This window comes from Aeromonas sp. ANP5 (assembly GCF_963870295.1).
Lineage (GTDB): Bacteria > Pseudomonadota > Gammaproteobacteria > Enterobacterales > Aeromonadaceae > Aeromonas > Aeromonas veronii.
Window position 1 is genome coordinate 50,548 of record NZ_CAWMRY010000028.1, and the last position, 19,164, is coordinate 69,711.

Genomic DNA, 19,164 nt, shown 5'->3' on the forward strand with positions numbered 1-19,164 from the left:
TGTCATGACACTTTGCTTAATCCTGCTGGCGCTGTTACTGAGTGGCTGCAGCCCGGTCACAGAGTCAGAAGAAACATCCGCCCTGACCCGGGTGATCGCCCAGCCGCTGCAAGCCAGCGATCACTACCCGGTGCTGCACCGTTTCAATGGCCGGGTGATCGCTCCCGAGCACAGCCAGATAGGCTTCGAGCTGGCAGGGCGGATCGCCACTCTGCACAAGGGACGCGGAGAGCCGGTCGCGGCCGGCGAACTGCTCGCCACACTGGATACCCGGCTGCTGGCAGTGGAAGCCAAAGAGCTGGCCGCCCGGGCTGCCCAGAACGAGGCCGAGCTGACCCTTGCCCGGCAGACGCTCGATCGACTCACAGCCCTGCGCCAACATCAGTTCAGCTCCCGACAGGCGCTGGATGAACAGCAAAGCAAAGTCCGCATGCTGGAGGCAAGCGCCAACCAGCTGGCCGCCGCCCTCGAAGCCAACCGGGTCAAACAGGAGAAATCTCAGCTGCGCGCCCCCTTCAACGGGATTGTGGTCAGCCGCGAGCAGGCATTGGGGGCCGTGGTGGCCGCAGGCCAGCCTCTCTTCTCCCTCACCCGCAGCGGCCAGTGGGAGGCCGATATCGGCGTGCCGGTGAAACAGGCCGAGTCCCTGATCGTCGGCCAACACTACCCCCTGCAAAGCGGTGCGCAATCACTGGAGGGTCGCCTGCTTAATCTGGGGGTACAAGTGGACGGGCAGACCCACACCCGCACCGCCCGCTTCCAGCTGACCCGGGGCGGCGAACAACTGGCAGAAGGGCAACTGATCACCCTGCTGCATCAGACCCGCGAGCCCACCCGCGCCTACGAGGTGCCGCTCACCGCGCTGACCCAGGGATTGCGCGGCAGCTGGACCCTCTATCTGCTCAATGACGAAACGCCACCCCGAGTGGTCAGTCGGGACGTCACTCTGCTGCAGCAAGATGGCGAACGAGCCTGGATAAGTGGTGCCCTGAACGGACAAGAACAGCTGGTGACCGATGGCCTGCATAAACTGGTGCCGGGCCAGCAGGTCACCCTGACAACCAGCGTGGATCATCAGGCAGGCCATCCGGAGCCACAGTCATGATCCGCCCGTTTATCGAGAATGGCCGCCTGCTGCTGTTGACGGTCGCGCTGCTGCTGACGGCCGCCCTTGCGGCATTGCAGACCCTGCCCAGAACCGAAGATCCCCAGCTCACCAGCCGTTTTGCCAGCGTGGTTACCCACTTCCCCGGGGCCAGTGCCGAGCGGGTGGAGGCGCTGGTGAGCGAGCCCATCGAGAACCGGCTGCGGGCCCAGAGCGAGATCAAGCTGATCGAGTCGAGCTCTCGCCCCGGTCTCTCCATCATCAATCTGGAGCTCAAGGATGAGGTCAGCGATGTCGAGCCCGTCTGGTCCAGAGTCCGTGACCGGCTGACAGATCTTGCCGCCGGACTGCCAGCCGGCGCCAGTGCCCCCAAGCTGGATGACGAGAAGGGCTACCCCTTCACCCGGCTGGTCAATGTGGTCTGGCGCGGGCCGGGCCAGCCGCAGCTGGATCGCCTCGCCCGCTACAGCGCCGAGCTGGAACGCCGGGCTCGCCAGCTGCCGGGCACCGAATACGTCGAGCGGGTCGGGGCACCGCAGGAGGAGATCGAGGTACGGTTCGATCCCCTCGCCCTCAGTGCCAGCGGCATGAGTGGCGAACAGCTTGCCCAGGCGCTGAGTGGTGCCGATGCCAAAGTAGCCGCCGGGGAGTTGCAGGGCAGCCACAATCGCTTTCAGGTAGAGATCCGCGGCGCCCTCGATACCCTGGAGCGTATCCGCCAGATCCCGCTGCGGACTGGCGAGCAGGGCCAGACCCTGCGCCTTGGCGATCTGGCCGAGGTAAGACGTACCCTGCACCAGCCGGAGAGTCAGCTGGCCTTTGCCAATGGTGAACGGGCCGTGGTGGTCGGCCTGCGCATGGCACAGGATCACCGCATCGACCTCTGGTCGGCACGGGTCGACACCATGCTGGCCCAGCTGCAACAGGACTTGCCGGATAATATCGGCCTCGTCACCAGCTTCGATCAGCAGCGTTATACCGATCAGCGGCTCGACACCCTGCTCATCAACATTGTGCAGGGCTTCCTCATCATAGTGGCCGTGCTGCTGGTGACCTTGGGGATCAAGGCTGCCATTATCGTGGCCCTGTCGCTGCCGCTTACCGTGGCGTTCTCATTCGCCTGCATGAACCTGATCAATCTGCCCATTCACCAGATGTCGGTCACCGGTCTGGTGGTAGCGCTCGGGATCATGGTGGACAACGCCATCGTCATGGCGGATCGGGTGCAGTATCAGCGCCGCCACGGCATGGCCATGAGTGCCGCCGCACTGGAAGCCATCGGCCACCTCTGGCTGCCACTGCTGGGCTCCACCCTCACCACCATGCTCGCCTTTATGCCGATCATTCTGATGCCGGGCCCGGCGGGCGAGTTTGTCGGCGGTATCGCCTGGGCGGTGATCTGTTCGCTGCTGGGATCCTACCTCATCGCCCACACCCTGGTGGCTGGCCTCGCAGCCCGCTGGATTGGCAGTGACCAGGGGGGGCGCTGGTATCAGGATGGCTTGCACCTGCCCCGGGTGAGTGCCCGTTTCCAGCAGAGCATCGCCATGGCGCTGGCTCACCCCTGGCGAACCCTGCTGCTGGTCAGTCTGCTGCCCCTGCTCGGTTTCTGGGTGGCGGGCCGCCTCACCGAACAGTTCTTTCCCCCTGCCGACCGGGACATGATCCACATCGAGGCCAGCCTATCCCCACAGGCGAGCCTGGCGCGCACCCGCGAGCTGGCACAGGGGATCTCCGTCGAGCTGGCCAGCCTCCCCGCGCTGGTTCGTCAGGATTGGGTGGTGGGCGATAACGCACCCAGCTTCTACTACAACCTGGTGCCCAGAAAACAGGGGCGGGCCGATTACGCCCAGGGGATGATCACTCTGCAGGATGCCGATGCCGCCGAGCGGCTCATTCCACAACTGCAGCAGCGGCTCGATGCAAAATTTCCCGAAGCGCAGATCCTGGTGCGCAAGCTGGAACAGGGGCCGCCTTTCAATGCCCCGGTCGAGCTGCGGCTGTTTGGCCCCGACCTTGAACAGCTGCACCGTCTGGGAGAGGAGCTTCGCAGTCTGCTCGCCAATACCCCGGCCGTGGTGCAGACCCGCGCCACCTTGCAGGCTGGGGCCCCCAAACTCTGGTTGCAGGTCGATGAGGAGGCCGCCCGACTGGCAGGCATGAGCCTGACCGATGTCGCCTCCCGGCTGGCGGGCGCACTGGATGGCAGGTTGGGCGGCACTGTGCTGGAAGGCACCGAGTCAATCCCGGTGCGGGTGCGACTGGCCGAGCCCTTGCGTCAGGATCCGGATGCGCTGCTCAATGTGCCGCTATCGCTCACCGGCACCGGCCAGCAAGGGGCTGCCAATCTCACCTTGCGGGCACTGGCCACTCCCGAGCTGCTACCAAGCTGGGGGGAGATCAGCCGTCGGGATGGTGAGCGGGTCAATGTGCTGGAGGCCTATCTGGCGGTCGGCGTACTGCCGCAAACTGTGCTGGAGCAGGTCAAAGAGAGGCTGGCCACCAAGGCGCTGGCGTTGCCGCCGGGCTATCGACTGGAGTTTGGCGGGGAAGCCGCCAAGCGGGATGAATCGGTGGGCAATCTGATGGCGCACGTCAGCCTGGTCGCCGTGCTGCTGGTGGCCGTGCTGGTGCTCAGCTTCAACTCGTTCCGGCTGGCAGGCATCGTCACCCTGGTGGCGATCCAGTCGGCGGGGCTCGGGCTGCTGTGGGTCTGGCTGCTGGGGTACCCCTTCGGTTTTACGGTGATCATCGCCCTGCTGGGACTGATGGGGCTGGCCATCAACGCCGCCATCGTCATTATGGCCGAGCTGAAGGCAGACCCGCTGGCACAACAGGGCAATCTGCCGCAGATCCGTGACCTGGTGGCCGGTTGCAGCCGCCACATCGTCTCAACCACCATCACCACGGTGGGCGGCTTCATCCCGCTATTGCTGGGGGGCGGCGGCTTCTGGCCCCCCTTTGCCATCGCCATCGCCGGTGGCACAGCGCTGGCGACCCTGCTCTCGTTCTACTTTGTGCCGGTGGCGTTTGTGCTGTTCAACCGCCGCCGTCCTGACCCGGTGCAGGAGAGCGGCAACGCGCAAGATCAGTTGTCGGGCTGACCCAGCATGGCTTTGAGCCGCTCTTCCAGAGTGGGCTCGGGGGCCTTGAGGGTCGCCATAAAGAGCTGCTCGATACCGGCCTTGTCCTGACTTTTCACAATAAACACCAGTCGGGACTGGGCCTTGCCCTCCGGCCAGTCACCCAATGCCTGCAGCGGATAGAGCTGGCCGTGGACGCCGTGGATCACCACCGGCTGGCTCTCCCCTTCCAGCTGCAAGATCCCCTTGAGGCGCAGCAGGGCATCGCCATATTGGGCCTGCACCGCATCGATGGCGGCCAGCAGGCGAGAGGGTTTGAGCGGCTCGCCGATACGCAAAGAGAAACTCTCGATGTTGCCGTGCTCGAAGTGGGTGGGCGCCGCCGTGCCCACTTTGGCGGCGAACGGTTGCATCTTCGGTTGCATCGGTGACGCCAGCCCCTGCTTGGGGGATTCGGTGCGCAGCCAGGCCAGCAGCTGGCGCACATCGCGCCCGGCCGCTTCGTTGTAGGCGCCGAGCTTCTCCAGCACCGCTGGTGACAGTTCACCATTGGTCACCCGCTGGATCGGGGCCGCCGGATTGAGTGCCGCCAGCTGGGCTTCGACCCGCGCCAGCTGTTCGCCGTCCACCAGATCCCCCTTGCTCACCACCAGCAGATCCGCCAGCGCTACCTGCTTCACCGCTTCATATTGAGCCACCAACTGCTGCTCGATATGGCCAGCATCCACCACGGTGACAGTGCCATCGAAGCGGTAGCGCTGGGCGATAAAGCCCTCTTCGCGCAGGGTAAAGAGCACGGGTGCCGGATCTGCCAGACCGGTGGTCTCGATAATCAGCCGCTTGAACGGTTTGATTTTGCGCTGGATGGCCTTCATAAACAGCCCCTGCAGCGCCTCCACCAGAGAGCCCTGCACCGAGCAGCAGATGCAGCCGGAGTCGAGCAGCATTACCTGCTCATCCACCTGCTGCACCAGATGGTGATCCAGCCCCACCGAGCCGAACTCGTTGATCAGCACGGCGCACTCACCAAGCTCCGGCTGCTTGACCCAGTGGTTGAGCAGCGTTGTCTTGCCGCTGCCGAGAAAGCCGGTCAGCAGGGTCACTGGGATACGGGTATCTTGCATATCGGTCATGTCAGATCCTTACCGGTTGGCAAACAGGTCGCTGAGCCAGCGGTTTTCAAAGCGGCCATGGGGGTCGAGCTCGGCTTTTAACGCTACGAAGTCGTTCCAGCGCGGCAACAGGGCCGGGAAGTCGTAGAGATCCATCGCCAGATGTTTGCCGAAATGGGGAATGCCGCCGAGCGGCACCAGCAGTTGCTGCAGCTCGCGCATCTGCTCCATGGAGCCGTTGACGAAGGTGCCGTCCGCCGCCAGATAGACCAGAAAACCGATCCAGCAGACCGGCTGGCCGTAAGCGGCGCTGAGCCAGGCCTCGGAGGGGCCGGTGCAGCGCAGGATAAAGGGGTAGTGCAGCACGCCCGGATTGGCCTGCTGCCACGCTTGCAGGGTCTCCAGCGCCTCGTTCATCCGATGCAACGGCACCGCCACCTCGCAGTTGATCTGGGGGGCCGGGATCCCCTTGCAGAGGATCTGGTAGACGTTGCCCACCAGATCGGAGGCATCCTTGAAGCGGCGCACCGTCTCGAAGTGCTCGCCAGCCAACGCCTCATCCTTGGTGTCTTTGGCCATCTTCTGCATGGTGGCGTCGATAGTGGCATTAAGAGCAGCGTTCATGCGGGCGTCGATATCGCCATCCAGCAGCAGCGGCTCGCTGCCACCGGCGCGATAGCGGGCCACTTCCTCATCAGAGGCGGGATCCACCAGCCAGATGTGGCTCTCGCCGGTCCAGGCAAACCACCAGCTCTTCACAAAGCCGTGCTCGCGGTTGAGCCGCTCGTTGTGCTCCAAGAGGAAGGGGTAATCGGTGGTGAACTTGGTGCAGCGCATGATGCGGTTGGGTACTGTACGCAGGGTGACATCGAGCAGGATGCCGAGCATCCCCATCCCCATCACGAAGGCACCGAAGCGCGGATCGGTGCGATCGACCCGGATGATGTCGCCATTGGCCTGCATCACCGTCATCGCCTCCACCGCATCGCAGAGGGCAGACTGGTGCAGCCCCTGACCGTGGGTACCTGTGCTGAGGGCGCCGCCCAGAGTCTGGATGCCGATGACACCGGGGGATGCGGGCAGCATCCGCTCCATGGCGATCAGCTCGGCATAAACGGTATCGAGGGGCGTCCCCGCCTGATAGGTGACGGTATCGGCAGTTTTCGCCAGCTGGCCGCGCAGGTGGTGCAAGTCCACCAGCAGCGCCTGACTGCCCTCGGCATAGACGCTGTGGATGGGTTCGAAGGAGAGGCCGGAGCCGATAAGGCGCAGCTTGCGCTCGGGGTGTTCCCGCAGCAGCGCTTGCAACTCGTCGCGGCTTTTCGGGCGCCACACCTGATCCAGCGCTCCGAGGGGATTGGTTCTCGACCAGTTGAACAGCACCTCCCGATTACCGATCGCCTTGATGCTGTGAAATGCCTGGAACTGAACCGTCATACCGCGCCTCATCTTTTACTGACGTCAAAATGAGCGCTGATTCTACCGAAAAGCGAGCCGCAAGGCATGAAAAACAAGCCCCTGCACTCGAGGGGGGATAGGGAGAGAGCGCTTCCCTACCCTGCCAGACGGGAGCGTGGCCGCCCGTCTGTCACCGATAGATCAGGTGGCGTTCGGGATGCCTCGCACCCCATCTGGCTGGCGGGTTTGTGCCTCTTCCGGCAGCAGCTCCTCGCAAAACTGGCGCAGCGGCATGGGGCGGGCAAACAGATACCCCTGCAGATAATCGACCCCTTTGGCCCTGAGGTAGTCAGCCTGACGCTCACTCTCCACCCCTTCCGCCACCAGCGCCAGACCGAGCCGAGTCGCCAGATCGATCACATTGTCCACGATATGTTCCGAGAGCGACTCGGTACCGATGCGGGCGATAAAGGATTTGTCGATCTTGAGGTAATCCACATGAAACTGCTGCAGGTAAGCCAGGCTGGAGTGGCCGGTACCAAAGTCGTCGATGGCGAGTTTGACCCCCATCTCGTCCAGCTGGCGGAACAGGGAGAGGGTCTGGGGATCGGACATCAACAGTTCCCGCTCGGTCAGCTCCAGCACCAGTACCACCTTGCCGGGGAGGAAGTGGCCGAGGAAGGCGCGACACTCGGCCAGCAGGGCAAAATCGTGGCAATGGGCGGCGCTGATGTTGAAGCTGATATGAAACCCATCGGGCAACTGCTCCTGAGAGCGGTTCAACCGTGTCGCCACCTGCTTCATGATATGGGTGGTCATGGGAACGATCAGTCCCGACTCCTCCGCTTGCGGGATAAAGAGATCGGGCCGGATCACCCCTTCATTGACATGCTCCCAGCGCATCAGCACCTCGGCGCCCATCATCTTGCCGTCGTGGCTGGCAATCAGCGGCTGCAAGTAGGGAACAAACTCCCTGGCTCGCAGAGCCCGTCGCAATTCATCTGTTGGCGAGCCGGGACGCCCCAGTACCCACCACACCAGCCAAGCCAGCAAAAGCGAGGAAACAGCCAGCCACGACAGCGCCACATGCCGCGCGGCCCACAGCGACTTCCAGTAGACCGGCATGGCATAACCGGCATGGATGGTGAAAGGATAATGGGATGAGGTGAGGGCCTGGCTGATCCCGCGATGGAGGGTGGGCGCCTCGCTCAGATAGCGGCCAGACTCATTGAGCCAGGCCGACCCCACCTGCAGATAGAGCGCACTGGATTTTCCGCTCATGGAGAGCATGAAGCTGAGCTGGGTACTGTCGATAGCGCTCAAGGCGGCATCCTTGCCCTGCTCGGTGCGCACTACCAGCAGCGGGTGATTTTGCCGCACCCGGTTGCCACTCATCAGCAACAGCTTGCGGCCGGTGTAGATGGAGCCGTCATCGGCATCATTGGCCTCACCAAACAGCGAGGTGCAATTGATGATGCCGTTTCGCACCAGATTGACCGAACGCAGGAAAGGCTCGATGGCGACCTTCTTGCGCAGCACCAGCAGGTTGTCGTGACAGGGAGCATTCACCAGAGGCAGCACAGAGCGATTGGCCTGCTCCGCATGATCCAGCATCGACTCCATCAGGGTTCTGGCCTTGTGGGCCGAGGCACTGGATTCCGCTTTCAGCTCCTGCACATAATTGCTGTGGATGAGCCAAGCTCCCACCAGCAGCGGCAGTGTAAAGACCAGCAAGGCACCGCCGAAGCGTAACCCGGTTCGGGAGAGATCGATCCTGAACAGAAACATAAAGAACCACGCCGCAATTCGTCAGGCCTGCCAACGCAAGCACCCAGTGAACAGATATCCACTTTCCCTCGATAACGATGCCTCATCATTACCGCACATAACCGAACAACATAACCCAAAGCGTTTATAAAACGAACCACCAAACAGGTGGTTGGATCTCTCTAGCAAGGATCGTGCAAACAATCTTCAAAAAAGACCGTGAATAACACACAAATAAATAATGCCGCGTAAATACGCGGCATTATTGGCTTCTTATCGCGCAAATCGCGCAAGAACTCCGTTAAACGGCTTGCTGCAGGATCACCGCATCGGCCTTCTTGGTGTAGGAGGCGATCTCGTTGAAGTTGAGGTAGCGGTAAGTATCTGCCGCAGTGGCATCCAGCGCCTTGGCGTACTGCAGGTACTCCGCCACAGTCGGGATCTTGCCGAGGATGGCGGCAACGGCTGCCAGCTCCGCAGAGGCCAGATAGACGTTGGCACCTTTACCCAGACGGTTCGGGAAGTTACGGGTGGAAGTGGAGACCACCGAGGCTCCTTCCGCTACCCGCGCCTGGTTGCCCATGCACAGGGAGCAGCCCGGGATCTCGATGCGGGCACCGACGCGACCAAAGATGCCGTAGTAGCCCTCTTCGGTCAGCTGATCCTTGTCCATCTTGGTGGGCGGCGCGATCCACATGCGGGTCGGCAGCTCGCCCTGATACTTCTCGAGCAGTTTGCCGGCGGCACGGAAGTGACCGATGTTGGTCATGCACGAACCGATGAACACCTCGTCGATCTTGTCGCCAGCCACGTCGCTCAGCAGACGGGCATCGTCCGGATCGTTCGGCGCACAGAGGATCGGCTCCTTGATGGTGGCCAGATCGATCTCGATGATTTCGGCGTACTCGGCATCCTTGTCCGCTTCCATCAGGGTCGGGTTGGCCAGCCACTCTTCCATCCCCTTGATGCGACGGGTGATGGTGCGCACGTCACCGTAGCCTTCGGAGAGCATCCATTTCAGCATCACGATGTTGGACTTCAGATACTCGATGATCGGCTCTTTATCCAGCTTGATGGTGCAACCGGCAGCGGAGCGCTCGGCGCTGGCATCGGCCAGCTCGAACGCTTGCTCTACTTTCAGGGTCGGCAGACCTTCGATCTCGAGGATGCGGCCGGAGAAGATGTTCTTCTTGCCCGCTTTCTCGACGGTCAGCAACCCCTTCTGGATGGCGGCGTAGGGGATGGCATGAACCAGATCACGCAGGGTGATGCCCGGCTGCAGCTCGCCCTTGAAGCGCACCAGCACGGACTCCGGCATGTCCAGTGGCATCACGCCGGTAGCGGCGGCGAAGGCCACCAGACCGGAGCCCGCCGGGAAGGAGATACCGATGGGGAAACGGGTGTGAGAGTCACCACCGGTACCCACGGTATCCGGCAGCAGCATGCGGTTCAGCCAGGAGTGGATGACGCCGTCACCCGGACGCAGAGAGACACCGCCGCGGTTCATGATGAAGTCCGGCAGGGTGTGGTGGGTCTGTACGTCGATGGGCTTGGGATAGGCCGCGGTGTGGCAGAAGGATTGCATGGTCAGATCGGCGGAGAAGCCGAGGCAGGCCAGATCTTTGAGCTCGTCGCGGGTCATCGGGCCCGTGGTGTCCTGAGAGCCGACCGTGGTCATCTTGGGCTCGCAGTAAGTCCCCGGGCGAATGCCCTTCACGCCGCACGCCTTGCCCACCATCTTCTGGGCCAGGGTGAAGCCTTTACCGGTATCGGCCACCGGCTGCGGGCGACGGAATACGGTGGAGAACGGCAGACCCAGCGCTTCGCGGGCCTTGTCGGTCAGGCCGCGGCCGATGATCAGCGGGATACGGCCACCGGCGCGCACTTCGTCGATCAGTACGTCGGTTTTCAGTTCAAACTGTGCCAGCACCTGTTCGGTGCCGTGTTTGCAGATCTTGCCGGCATAGGGGTAGATGTCGATCACATCGCCCATTTCCAGCTTGGAGACGTCCACTTCGATGGGCAGAGCGCCGGCATCTTCCATGGTGTTGAAGAAGATCGGGGCAATCTTGCCACCCAGACAGACACCGCCAGCGCGCTTGTTCGGCACGAACGGAATGTCGTCGCCCATGAACCAGAGCACCGAGTTGGTGGCGGATTTACGGGAAGAACCGGTACCGACCACGTCACCCACATAAGCCAGCGGGAAGCCTTTCTCTTTCAGGGCATCGATGGTCTTGATGGGGCCGACGGCGCCATCCTTGTCCGGGGTAATGCCGGGACGGGCGTTTTTCAGCATCGCCAGGGCGTGCAGCGGAATATCCGGGCGGGACCAGGCGTCAGGTGCCGGAGAGAGGTCGTCGGTGTTGGTTTCGCCGGTCACCTTGAACACGGTGACGGTGATCTTCTCGGCCAGCTCCGGGCGGGAGAGGAACCACTCGGCATCAGCCCAGGACTGCATCACTTGCTTGGCGTGGACATTGCCCGCCTTGGCCTTCTCTTCCACGTCGTGGAAAGAGTCAAACATCAGCAGGGTGTGGGAGAGCCCCTTGGCGGCAAGCGGCGCCAGAGTGGCATGATCCAGCAGGTCGATCAGCGGCTGAATGTTGTAACCACCCTGCATGGTGCCCAGCAGCTCGACAGCTTCGGCGGCAGTCAGGATGGGAGAGTGGGCTTCGCCCTTGGCGACGGCGGTGAGGAAACCGGCTTTGACATAGGCCGCTTCATCAACACCGGGGGGAATACGGGAGGACAACAGCTCTTTCAGAAAGTCTTCTTCGCCAGCGGGCGGGTTCTTGAGAAGCGTAACCAGGGCGGCGACCTGCTCTGCATCCAGAGGTTTGGCAACCACGCCCTCGGCGGCACGTTCTGCGACGTGTTTACGGTATGTTTCAAGCACGACTAATTCCTCTTTGGTCTTTTTTTGGGGTTCGCCCACGCTCGCGGCGATCGTCCTTGCGGGACACCCCGTAGGGTGCTCCCCACTATATAAGTTTTAACGACTAATTAAAATCCAAACCCTGTTTACTTATTCACCACAAAATCGTAACCAATTAAACAGACTGGTATTTTTTGAAAATTAATTGAACGCCCTCAACCAGAGTTAACAAATTGGCATCATTTCGGCATTATTCGAACGTACTGCCCAATTGCAGATAGAAGACGTCATTGCCCCCCTCCGCCATGCCGTAGCCGAGGAACACAGGGCCGAGGAAGCTCTCCACCCCGACATAAAGCGAACCGGCGGTGAAGGAGCTCTCCAGACTGATATCCTCACCCTTGTTCCAGACCCCGCCCTGCTCCAGAGATCCACCCAGATAGAGCGGCACCTTGAAGGCACCGAAGTCATTGTCTGCCACCCGATAGATGTAGCGCAGGCCACCAAACAGGCTGTAACGACCGCTCAGCTGGTAGCGCTGGAATCCGGAAAGGCGGAACAATCCACCCAGATCCTGGATATAGAGTGGAATGCTCTCTTCACTGCCCGACCCGCCACCATCGAGGATCAGGTTGAGGCTGTGCCTGTCCCATGACCAGGGTTTGACCATGGAGAGGTGATAGTTCCAGCCCTCGCTATGGGAGACCTGAGAACTATCCCCATCCAGATTGACGTGGGAGTAACCTATCTTCATATCCCATTTGATCCCCTGATAGGGGAAATAGCTGCTGTCCAGTGTGTCGTGTTCGAAGCGAGCATAGGGACCCCATGCCGTGGCATCGCCCTGCACGTCTTTAATATTTTTGACATCGATGCTGCCCGTCATCCCTTCCAACCCCATCGACAAGCGACTCCAGGGCTGACGATTCCAGCCTACCGCCAGATCGGCGCTAAAGAAGGAATACTCGCTATCGAGATAGGTGAAAAATGGGTCGTCCGGGTCTGGGTTAAATAGGCTTCTCTGAGTCTGGTCATAGGCCAGGCTTGCCTCACCATAGAAGGTCTGGGAAGGCTCCAGCGGGGTATAGAAGTTGGTCTTGATATGTTTGGCCGTGCCCAGCGATGCCTCGGTCAGCCACTCGGCGCCCCACTCGTTGACGTTGGTGAGGGTATAGGACATGCCGACGTTGTAGTTGGAGGTATTCTCGAAGTCATCGGTGAAACCGAACTGGAAGTTGAGGTAGCCAGGCCCCCAGTTTTTCTCGCTGGCATCCACCACTAACACGTTCTCCCCGTCGCGCTCCTCCACCTCGTAGGTGATGCGGTCAAACGATTCAAGGGCATAGAGACGGCGAATGCCCGCCTCCAAACTCTCATTGGTCTGCACCTTGTCAGGCCGCACTTTCAGCATGGCGCGCACCGTCTCGTCGGAGAGGCGCGATTTGTTGATGATCTCCACCTTGTCGATGAAGTAGGCAGGTTGACCGCTGCGCTCGGCACGGCGGCTCAGCTTCTGGTTGCGATAGGCGTTGTACTGCGCCTTGGTGAGCGACAATCTATCGAGCTGCAGCGACGCCCTCTCGGCAGCCGCCTCACCTATCTTGATCCCCTCCGGCATCCGGGCAAAGTCAGCAAGCCCTATATCGCCAAACTCGGGGGCGAGCAGGATATCCTTGGGCCCTAATAGGGCCTTCTGCTTATCGGTGCCCACCTGGGTCATATAGGTGGTGAGCTGATCGACCATAGAGATCGCAGAGGTCAAAGATTTACGAGTACGCAGCTTGGCACCGATATCCACCGCGATCACCACGTCGGCCCCCATCGCCTTGGCGACATCCACCGGCATGTTGTTGACGCTGCCGCCGTCCGCCAGGATGTGCCCCTCCCACTCCACCGGCTTGAGGGCACCGGGAATGGACATGGAGGCCTGCATCGCCTTGGCCAGGCTGCCGTGATCCAGCACGAAAGGCGTCACCGTCTCCATGTCGGTCGCCATGGCGCGGTAGGGGATCGGCAGATCGTCAAAACTCGCCTGCACCGGCAGGTTGGAGGTGGCCGCCCGCAGCAAACTTGCCATCGCCTGCCCTCGAAAAAAGCCACCTGGCTCGTGGCCACCAATCCCGATGTCAGTCCGCAACTGATACTGCTCGCTCTGCTGCTTCTTGCGCAGCGACAGCTCGTCGCGGCCAACCTTGTCCTGATACCCCTTGTTCCAGTCGATGGCCAAGGTGGTGCGTTCCACCTCCTCGGCACTGAGCCCCATGGCATACATCCCCGCTACATAGGAACCCATGCTGGTGCCGACTATGATGTCGACCGGAATCCGTTTCTGCTCCAGCACCTTGAGGATGCCGATATGGGCAGACCCCTTGGCACCGCCGCCGCTGAGCACCACCGCAATTTTCGGGCGATCCCCCTGTGCCGCCACAGCCAGCAGCGGGCAGGCCGCCAGCATCACCAAAAGCAGACGGGTCCATCCCGCACCTAAACTGCGCATCATATTTTCCATATTATTCAGAGGGTCAGTCACCAAGGATGGCCTCTACTATAAGGGGCTCGGCAGTTAGCGCAACCGTCAATCCGCATCCCGCCTGTGCTGCATGGCGAAGGGGCGAGTCGCCGCCCCTGTGAGCGCAAACGTAATCCGCAAATAAAGGGCTGCAAGCCTCATGGGTAGCGCCGCGCTGCCGCTAATATGAGGGTCGTCAATCTCAACCTTTTGAGCACCTTTATGCTGGCAACCCTCACTCTTAAACAGAAAATACTGGCCACGGTCACCCTGGCCGTGGTCGTCTCCTGCCTGCTGGTAGGCTACTTCAGCCAACGCTCGGCCCAGCAACTGATCGAAAACCGGATGTTCGAGCAGGAGCTCCCCAACCTGACCCTGCGGATCAGCAAGGAGATTGAACAGGATCTCCACGGCATCGCCCAGGCTGCCCGCCAACTGGCCACCGACCGCTTTATTCTCGACTGGGTGGATCGGGGCATGCCCAAAGAGCAGGAGCCAATCCTCATCAACCAGCTCAAGGATGTGGCCAACCAGTATGGTCTGGTGACCGCCTCCTTCGCCGATCGCCAGAGTGCCGCCTACTACAACCAGGATGGCTTTCTGCGCAACCTGACCCCGACACAGGACGCCTGGTTCTATGACTACACCAAGAGCCAGAAGGAGATGACCCTCAGCATCTTCCGCGAGAGCAACGGCGAGGTGAAGCTGTTCGTCAACTTCCAGCAACTCAACGGGCGCGGGCTGGCAGGCTTTGCCAAATCCCTCGATACCATGGTGACCATGGTCTCCAACTTCCGGCTGGAAGAGAGCGGCATCGTCTTTATGGTCGATGGCAGCGGCAAGGTGAAGCTGCACCCCGAGGCCAACCGCATCGAGCGTGACACGCTTGGCAACATTGCCAGCGGTGATACCGGCAGCCTGCTGGCCAAACGCCCCTTTGCCGTCATCAACGCCGAAGTCAATGGCGAGCCCATGGTACTGGCCAGCAGCTATATCCCGCTGCTCGACTGGTATCTGGTGGCCCAGGTGCCAGAAGCCGAGATCTATGCCGAACTGGATCAGACCCGTAACGAGATCCTGATGATCTCGCTGGTGATTGCGCTGGCTATGGGGCTGATGGGGATGCTGCTGGCAGGCTCGGTCAGCCGCCCGCTCAACGAGTTGGCCCGCCTGTTCAAGGAGCTGGGCAGCGGCGATGGGGATCTCACCCAGCGCCTGAAAGTGGAAGGACGTGACGAACTGAGTCAGGTCGCCACCGGTTTCAACAACTTCGTCGCCAAGATCCACGGCTCCATCGAGCAGGTGGCAGAGAACTCCCGCCAGCTCGCGGCCACCGCCAACGAGGTGGCCAACAAGGCACAGCTGACCCAGCACAACTGTACTGCCCAGCGTGACCGCACCGTGCAGGTGGCCACCGCTATCCACGAAATGGGGGCCACGGTGAGCGAGATCGCCGGTAACGCTTCGCTGGCAGCCGAAGTAGCCAGACAGGCCAACGATCAGGCCGATGCTGGTGCGGTAGTGGTGGCGCAGGCGCGCCACGGCATCGTCGACCTCTCCGGTGAGATTGAGCAGGTGGCAGGGGTTATCGAGTCGCTGGCGAGCCAGACCGACTCCATCGGCAGCATCCTCGAAACCATCCGCAGTATCTCGGAGCAGACCAACCTGCTGGCATTGAACGCCGCCATCGAGGCCGCTCGCGCCGGTGAACAGGGTCGCGGTTTCGCCGTGGTGGCAGATGAAGTGCGCAATCTGGCCAACCGCTCCGCCGCCTCGACTGCCGAGATCCAGGGGATGATCAACCGCTTGCAGGAGCAGAGTGCCCGCGCCGTCAGCGCCATGGCGCAGGGGCGTAACCAGAGTCTGGAGGTGGTGAGCCAGGCCGATGAGGCCAACGTCGCCCTCGGCCAGATCACCGCCCACATTACCCAGATCAACGACATGAACATCCAGGTCGCCACCGCCACCGAGGAGCAGTCGAGCGTGGTCGGCGAGATCAACCGCAACGTGGAAGATATCAACCAGCTCACCATGGAGACCGCCGATATCGCCCACCAGCTGACCGAATCAAGCCGCAGCCTGCAGCAGCTCTCCGGTCAGCTGGACAAGCTGGTTGGCAACTTCCGACTCTGACCCCGACCTTGACCTTGACCTAAGCCATCAACAACAGAGAGCGCCGTGGCGCTCTCTGTTGTTTTGGTGGCGACTAATCCGGCATAGCCGTCAGCCCTTGCCATCCCGTTTGTGCTGATACATCAGCTCATCCGCGCGGGTGAGCAGCTCGGCCAGGGAGACACAGCCGTGCCCGTCATAGAAGACAATCCCGGTGCTGCAGGTCAGCGCATAGCCGCAACCACTGTGCTGATTGTGCTCGGCCAAGATGGCATTGAAACGCTCATAGGCCAGTTGCGCCTGCGCCTCCACCACATTGGGCAACAGGACGGCGAACTCATCGCCGCCCATACGGGCAAACACGTCTGCGCCACGAAAAGCCTGCTTGAGCAGAGTGGCAAAGGCGATCAGGGCCCGATCCCCTTCTGCATGCCCCCACCGATCGTTGATCCCCTTGAAGCCATTGAGATCCAGATAGAGCAGCGCCAGCGGCATCTGCAAGCGACTGGCCAGCGAGAGGCTCTTCTCCGCCAGCATCACGAACCCGCGCCGATTGGAGATCAGGGTCAACTCATCAATGGTGGCCAGCTGCACCGCTTCGAGCTCCCGCACCACCATCGCCGCCAGATCCTTGAGCAGTCCCACATCCTCCTCACTCAATTCCCGCGGCACCGTATCGATGATGCAGAGCGTCCCCAGTTTGCAGCCGTTGGCGATCCGCAGTGGCTGTCCGGCATAGAAGCGGATACCGGGCCCACCCACCACCAGCGGATTGTCGGCAAAGCGGGGATCCTGCGAAGCATCCGGCACGATGAAGGTCTCATTGCCCATGATGGCGTGGCCACAGAACGAAATGTCCCGGGCAGTCTCACGGACCTCCAGACCAATACAGGATTTGAACCACTGGCGATCTTCATCCACCAGACTTACCAGCGCGATGGGGACATTGAACACCCGTCGGGCCATGCGGGTCAGCCGATCAAACCGCTCCTCAGCCTCGGAATCCAGCAAAGAGAGCCGCCGCAGGGTCTCCAGCCGCAATACCTCATCGGGTGGAATGGGTGCTTCTAGCATTGTGCCTCTCTCGTCTGTGCCAAAACCTATCTTTAGCATATTGGGCTTTGTCGAAGTCGGCGCAGCAAGGATGTCTAGTCCTGAAATAGGTTTACACATTTTCAACTAACATTTCTCTACTCAGAACCCCTATGTACCGCACCGGGGGTTCTGTATTTCAACGCATGATGCGGCCGCTCCTCGTTTCTTTGTAAATATCCACCACTTCACGCCCCATTTCCCGAGCTTGCGTCAAGTCCTGCGGGCTTTATGTAGTGGTCTAATCATCCCGGACACCATTTTAGGTGGTACAGTCGCCACCATGACCTGAGGTGTTCAATGACAAGATTACGTCGCTCATTTACTGCCCAATTCAAACTCGAAGCCGCATCCCTGGTGCTCGACCAAGGATATTCTGTCCCTGAAGCCAGCCGTTCACTGGATGTCGGTGAAACAGTGCTCCGTCGCTGGGTTCAGCAGCTGCAATCCGAACGAACTGGCACAACCCCAATCAGCAAAGCACTGACTCCAGAGCAGCAGAAAATTCAGGAGCTGGAAGCCCGTATCAACCGGCTCGAACGTGAAAAGGACATTCTAAAAAAGGCTACTGCTCTCTTGATGGCGGACGAGTTCACACGTACGCGCTGATAGACCGATTAAGGGAGCAAGCCCCCATCACTTTGGTCTGCTGCGCCTTCGATGTTCCCACCTCCTGTCTTTACGATTATCTGGCTCGCAGGCGGACGATTAACCGTGAACGTATGCAACAGCGCTGTGAGTTGCGCCGTTTGTTCAAAGCGAGCCGGAACTCAGCGGGCAGCCGCGCCTTGATGTCGATGATGCGGGAGTTGGGGTATCAGATTGGTCGATTCAAAGTACGTAACCTGATGAAGGAAGCCGGGTTGGCATCCAAACAGCCGGGCGCACACCGCTATAAGGTGGCACAGTCTGAACGACCGGATATCCCCAATCTGCTGACCCGTGAATTTGATGTCCAGCAACCCAATCAGGTGTGGTGTGGCGATATCACCTACGTCTGGGCCGGTGGTCGCTGGCATTACCTAGCAGCGGTGCTTGACCTGCACACCCGGCGGGTCGTGGGCTGGGCGATGTCTGACAAACCTGATGCAGAATTGGCAATCAAAGCCCTGGAGATGGCCTATCAGCAGCGGGGCTGCCCATCTGGTGTGCTATTTCACTCTGACCAGGGCAGCCAATATGGCAGTAGGGCATTTCGGCAACGACTGTGGCGCTATCGCATGACCCAGAGTATGAGTCAGCGTGGCAACTGCTGGGATAACGCCCCGATGGAACGGTTGTTCAGAAGCCTGAAGTCAGAGTGGCTGCCGGCAACGGGATACATGAGAGTGCGGGAGGCAAAGCGGGATATCAGTTATTACCTGATGGATTACTACAACTGGCGGCGTCCACATCAATACAATGACGGGATACCGCCAGCAAAAGCCGAGATTCGGCCTAACCAAGTGTCCGGATTTAGTTGACCACTACACACGCACCATTTCCCGCGCTTGCGTTAAATCCTGCGGGCTTTGAAACAACAACTCTCCTTTCAAAATCCCGTTCACCCGCTCCGCCAACGCATTCTGGTAACAGTCATGTCCATCCGTCATCGAGCATTTCACCCCGTACCGTTCATGTAGTGACTGATACAGCCCCGAGCAATACTGCACGCCGCGGTCCGAGTGATGGATAAGCTCCCCGCCGCCACGCCGTTGCTTCAGCGCTTTCTTGAACGCCATCGCCACCGACTCGGCATGCATTCCTTCGTGTACGTGATGGCCCACTATCTTGCGTGAGTAGGCATCCGTCACCAGGCTCAGGTACAGCGGCCCGCTCCTGGCTGGCAGATAGGTGATATCTGCGACCCAGACCTGCTCCGGGGCCACCGGGGTAACCTGCTCTGGTCCCGCCTTGAGCAAGTTGGGATGACGGTAGAAACGATGAAAACTGTGGGTGGTCTTGTGATACGCCCGTCTGGGCAGCACCAGCAGGCGGTGCTCGGCCAATATCTGAAACAGCCTGTCCCGCCCGACCTTGAGCCCGCCATCATCCTGACCCTGCAGCAGATAATGCAGCTTGCGGGTGCCGACCCGAGGTTGTCGCAGTCGAACCTGACGCACGAAGCA

At 60.8% G+C, this 19,164-nt stretch carries 10 protein-coding genes and 1 pseudogene; 4 read left to right on the forward strand and 7 right to left on the reverse strand.

Features of this window, described 5'->3' with window-relative positions; genetic code table 11:
* Nucleotides 1-4: 4 nt before the first annotated feature.
* Both AACT07_RS15725 and AACT07_RS15730 read left to right on the forward strand, forming a co-directional pair.
* Entirely contained in the window at nt 5-1,105 is a 1,101-nt protein-coding gene (locus AACT07_RS15725) for an efflux RND transporter periplasmic adaptor subunit (protein ID WP_069528754.1), read from the forward strand.
* Nucleotides 1,102-4,209: an efflux RND transporter permease subunit gene (locus AACT07_RS15730; protein WP_069528758.1), complete on the forward strand. Its 3,108-nt coding sequence runs from the start codon at nt 1,102-1,104 to the stop codon at nt 4,207-4,209. The genes AACT07_RS15725 and AACT07_RS15730 overlap by 4 nt, the downstream gene beginning before the upstream one ends.
* Here the strand turns inward: AACT07_RS15730 and AACT07_RS15735 are convergent.
* The 5 genes from AACT07_RS15735 to AACT07_RS15755 form a co-directional block, all read right to left on the reverse strand.
* Entirely contained in the window at nt 4,194-5,321 is a 1,128-nt protein-coding gene (locus AACT07_RS15735; RefSeq protein WP_069528763.1) for a CobW family GTP-binding protein, read from the reverse strand. The genes AACT07_RS15730 and AACT07_RS15735 overlap by 16 nt on opposite strands.
* A 9-nt stretch (nt 5,322-5,330) precedes the next feature.
* Entirely contained in the window at nt 5,331-6,737 is a 1,407-nt protein-coding gene (locus AACT07_RS15740) for a D-arabinono-1,4-lactone oxidase (RefSeq protein ID WP_069528765.1), read from the reverse strand.
* A gap of 162 nt (nt 6,738-6,899) precedes the next feature.
* A complete protein-coding gene (locus AACT07_RS15745; RefSeq protein ID WP_069528767.1) occupies nt 6,900-8,486 on the reverse strand; it encodes an EAL domain-containing protein in 1,587 nt (528 codons plus the stop codon).
* A 280-nt stretch (nt 8,487-8,766) separates the two neighbouring features.
* Nucleotides 8,767-11,364 carry a bifunctional aconitate hydratase 2/2-methylisocitrate dehydratase gene (acnB, locus tag AACT07_RS15750; protein ID WP_019444774.1) on the reverse strand — a complete coding sequence of 866 codons (2,598 nt, stop codon included), beginning with the start codon at nt 11,362-11,364 and terminating at the stop codon, nt 8,767-8,769.
* A 229-nt stretch (nt 11,365-11,593) separates the two neighbouring features.
* Nucleotides 11,594-13,840 carry a patatin-like phospholipase family protein gene (locus AACT07_RS15755; protein WP_069528769.1) on the reverse strand — a complete coding sequence of 749 codons (2,247 nt, stop codon included), beginning with the start codon at nt 13,838-13,840 and terminating at the stop codon, nt 11,594-11,596.
* 234 nt (nt 13,841-14,074) lie between these two features.
* Here AACT07_RS15755 and AACT07_RS15760 point away from each other — a divergent pair, with 234 nt between their 5' ends.
* Complete coding sequence (locus AACT07_RS15760) at nt 14,075-15,985, forward strand: methyl-accepting chemotaxis protein (protein ID WP_069528771.1); 1,911 nt, start codon at nt 14,075-14,077, stop codon at nt 15,983-15,985.
* A gap of 90 nt (nt 15,986-16,075) precedes the next feature.
* On the opposite strand, the gene AACT07_RS15765 is transcribed toward AACT07_RS15760, so the two are convergent.
* On the reverse strand, nt 16,076-17,038 hold the full coding sequence (locus AACT07_RS15765; protein WP_069528773.1) for a sensor domain-containing diguanylate cyclase: 963 nt from the start codon (nt 17,036-17,038) through the stop codon (nt 16,076-16,078).
* 318 nt (nt 17,039-17,356) lie between these two features.
* Here AACT07_RS15765 and AACT07_RS15770 point away from each other — a divergent pair.
* A protein-coding gene (locus AACT07_RS15770) for an IS3 family transposase (RefSeq protein ID WP_139123872.1) occupies nt 17,357-18,519 on the forward strand; the annotation gives its coding sequence in 2 pieces (ribosomal slippage) (nt 17,357-17,612 and nt 17,612-18,519; 1,164 coding nt in all).
* Between the two features lie 12 nt (nt 18,520-18,531).
* Here AACT07_RS15770 and AACT07_RS15775 read toward each other — a convergent pair.
* Nucleotides 18,532-19,164, reverse strand: a pseudogene (locus tag AACT07_RS15775) (IS3 family transposase); the annotation flags it as partial.

What these genes read in the sequence shown, in the direction of transcription:
- AACT07_RS15725 (WP_069528754.1), top strand. Translation starts at nt 5, where the DNA reads ATGACACTTTGCTTAATCCTGCTGGCGCTGTTACTGAGTGGCTGCAGC.
- AACT07_RS15730 (WP_069528758.1), top strand. Translation starts at nt 1,102, where the DNA reads ATGATCCGCCCGTTTATCGAGAATGGCCGCCTGCTGCTGTTGACGGTC.
- AACT07_RS15735 (WP_069528763.1), bottom strand. Translation starts at nt 5,321, where the DNA reads ATGACCGATATGCAAGATACCCGTATCCCAGTGACCCTGCTGACCGGC.
- AACT07_RS15740 (WP_069528765.1), bottom strand. Translation starts at nt 6,737, where the DNA reads ATGACGGTTCAGTTCCAGGCATTTCACAGCATCAAGGCGATCGGTAAT.
- AACT07_RS15745 (WP_069528767.1), bottom strand. Translation starts at nt 8,486, where the DNA reads ATGTTTCTGTTCAGGATCGATCTCTCCCGAACCGGGTTACGCTTCGGC.
- AACT07_RS15755 (WP_069528769.1), bottom strand. Translation starts at nt 13,840, where the DNA reads ATGCGCAGTTTAGGTGCGGGATGGACCCGTCTGCTTTTGGTGATGCTG.
- AACT07_RS15760 (WP_069528771.1), top strand. Translation starts at nt 14,075, where the DNA reads ATGCTGGCAACCCTCACTCTTAAACAGAAAATACTGGCCACGGTCACC.
- AACT07_RS15765 (WP_069528773.1), bottom strand. Translation starts at nt 17,038, where the DNA reads ATGCTAGAAGCACCCATTCCACCCGATGAGGTATTGCGGCTGGAGACC.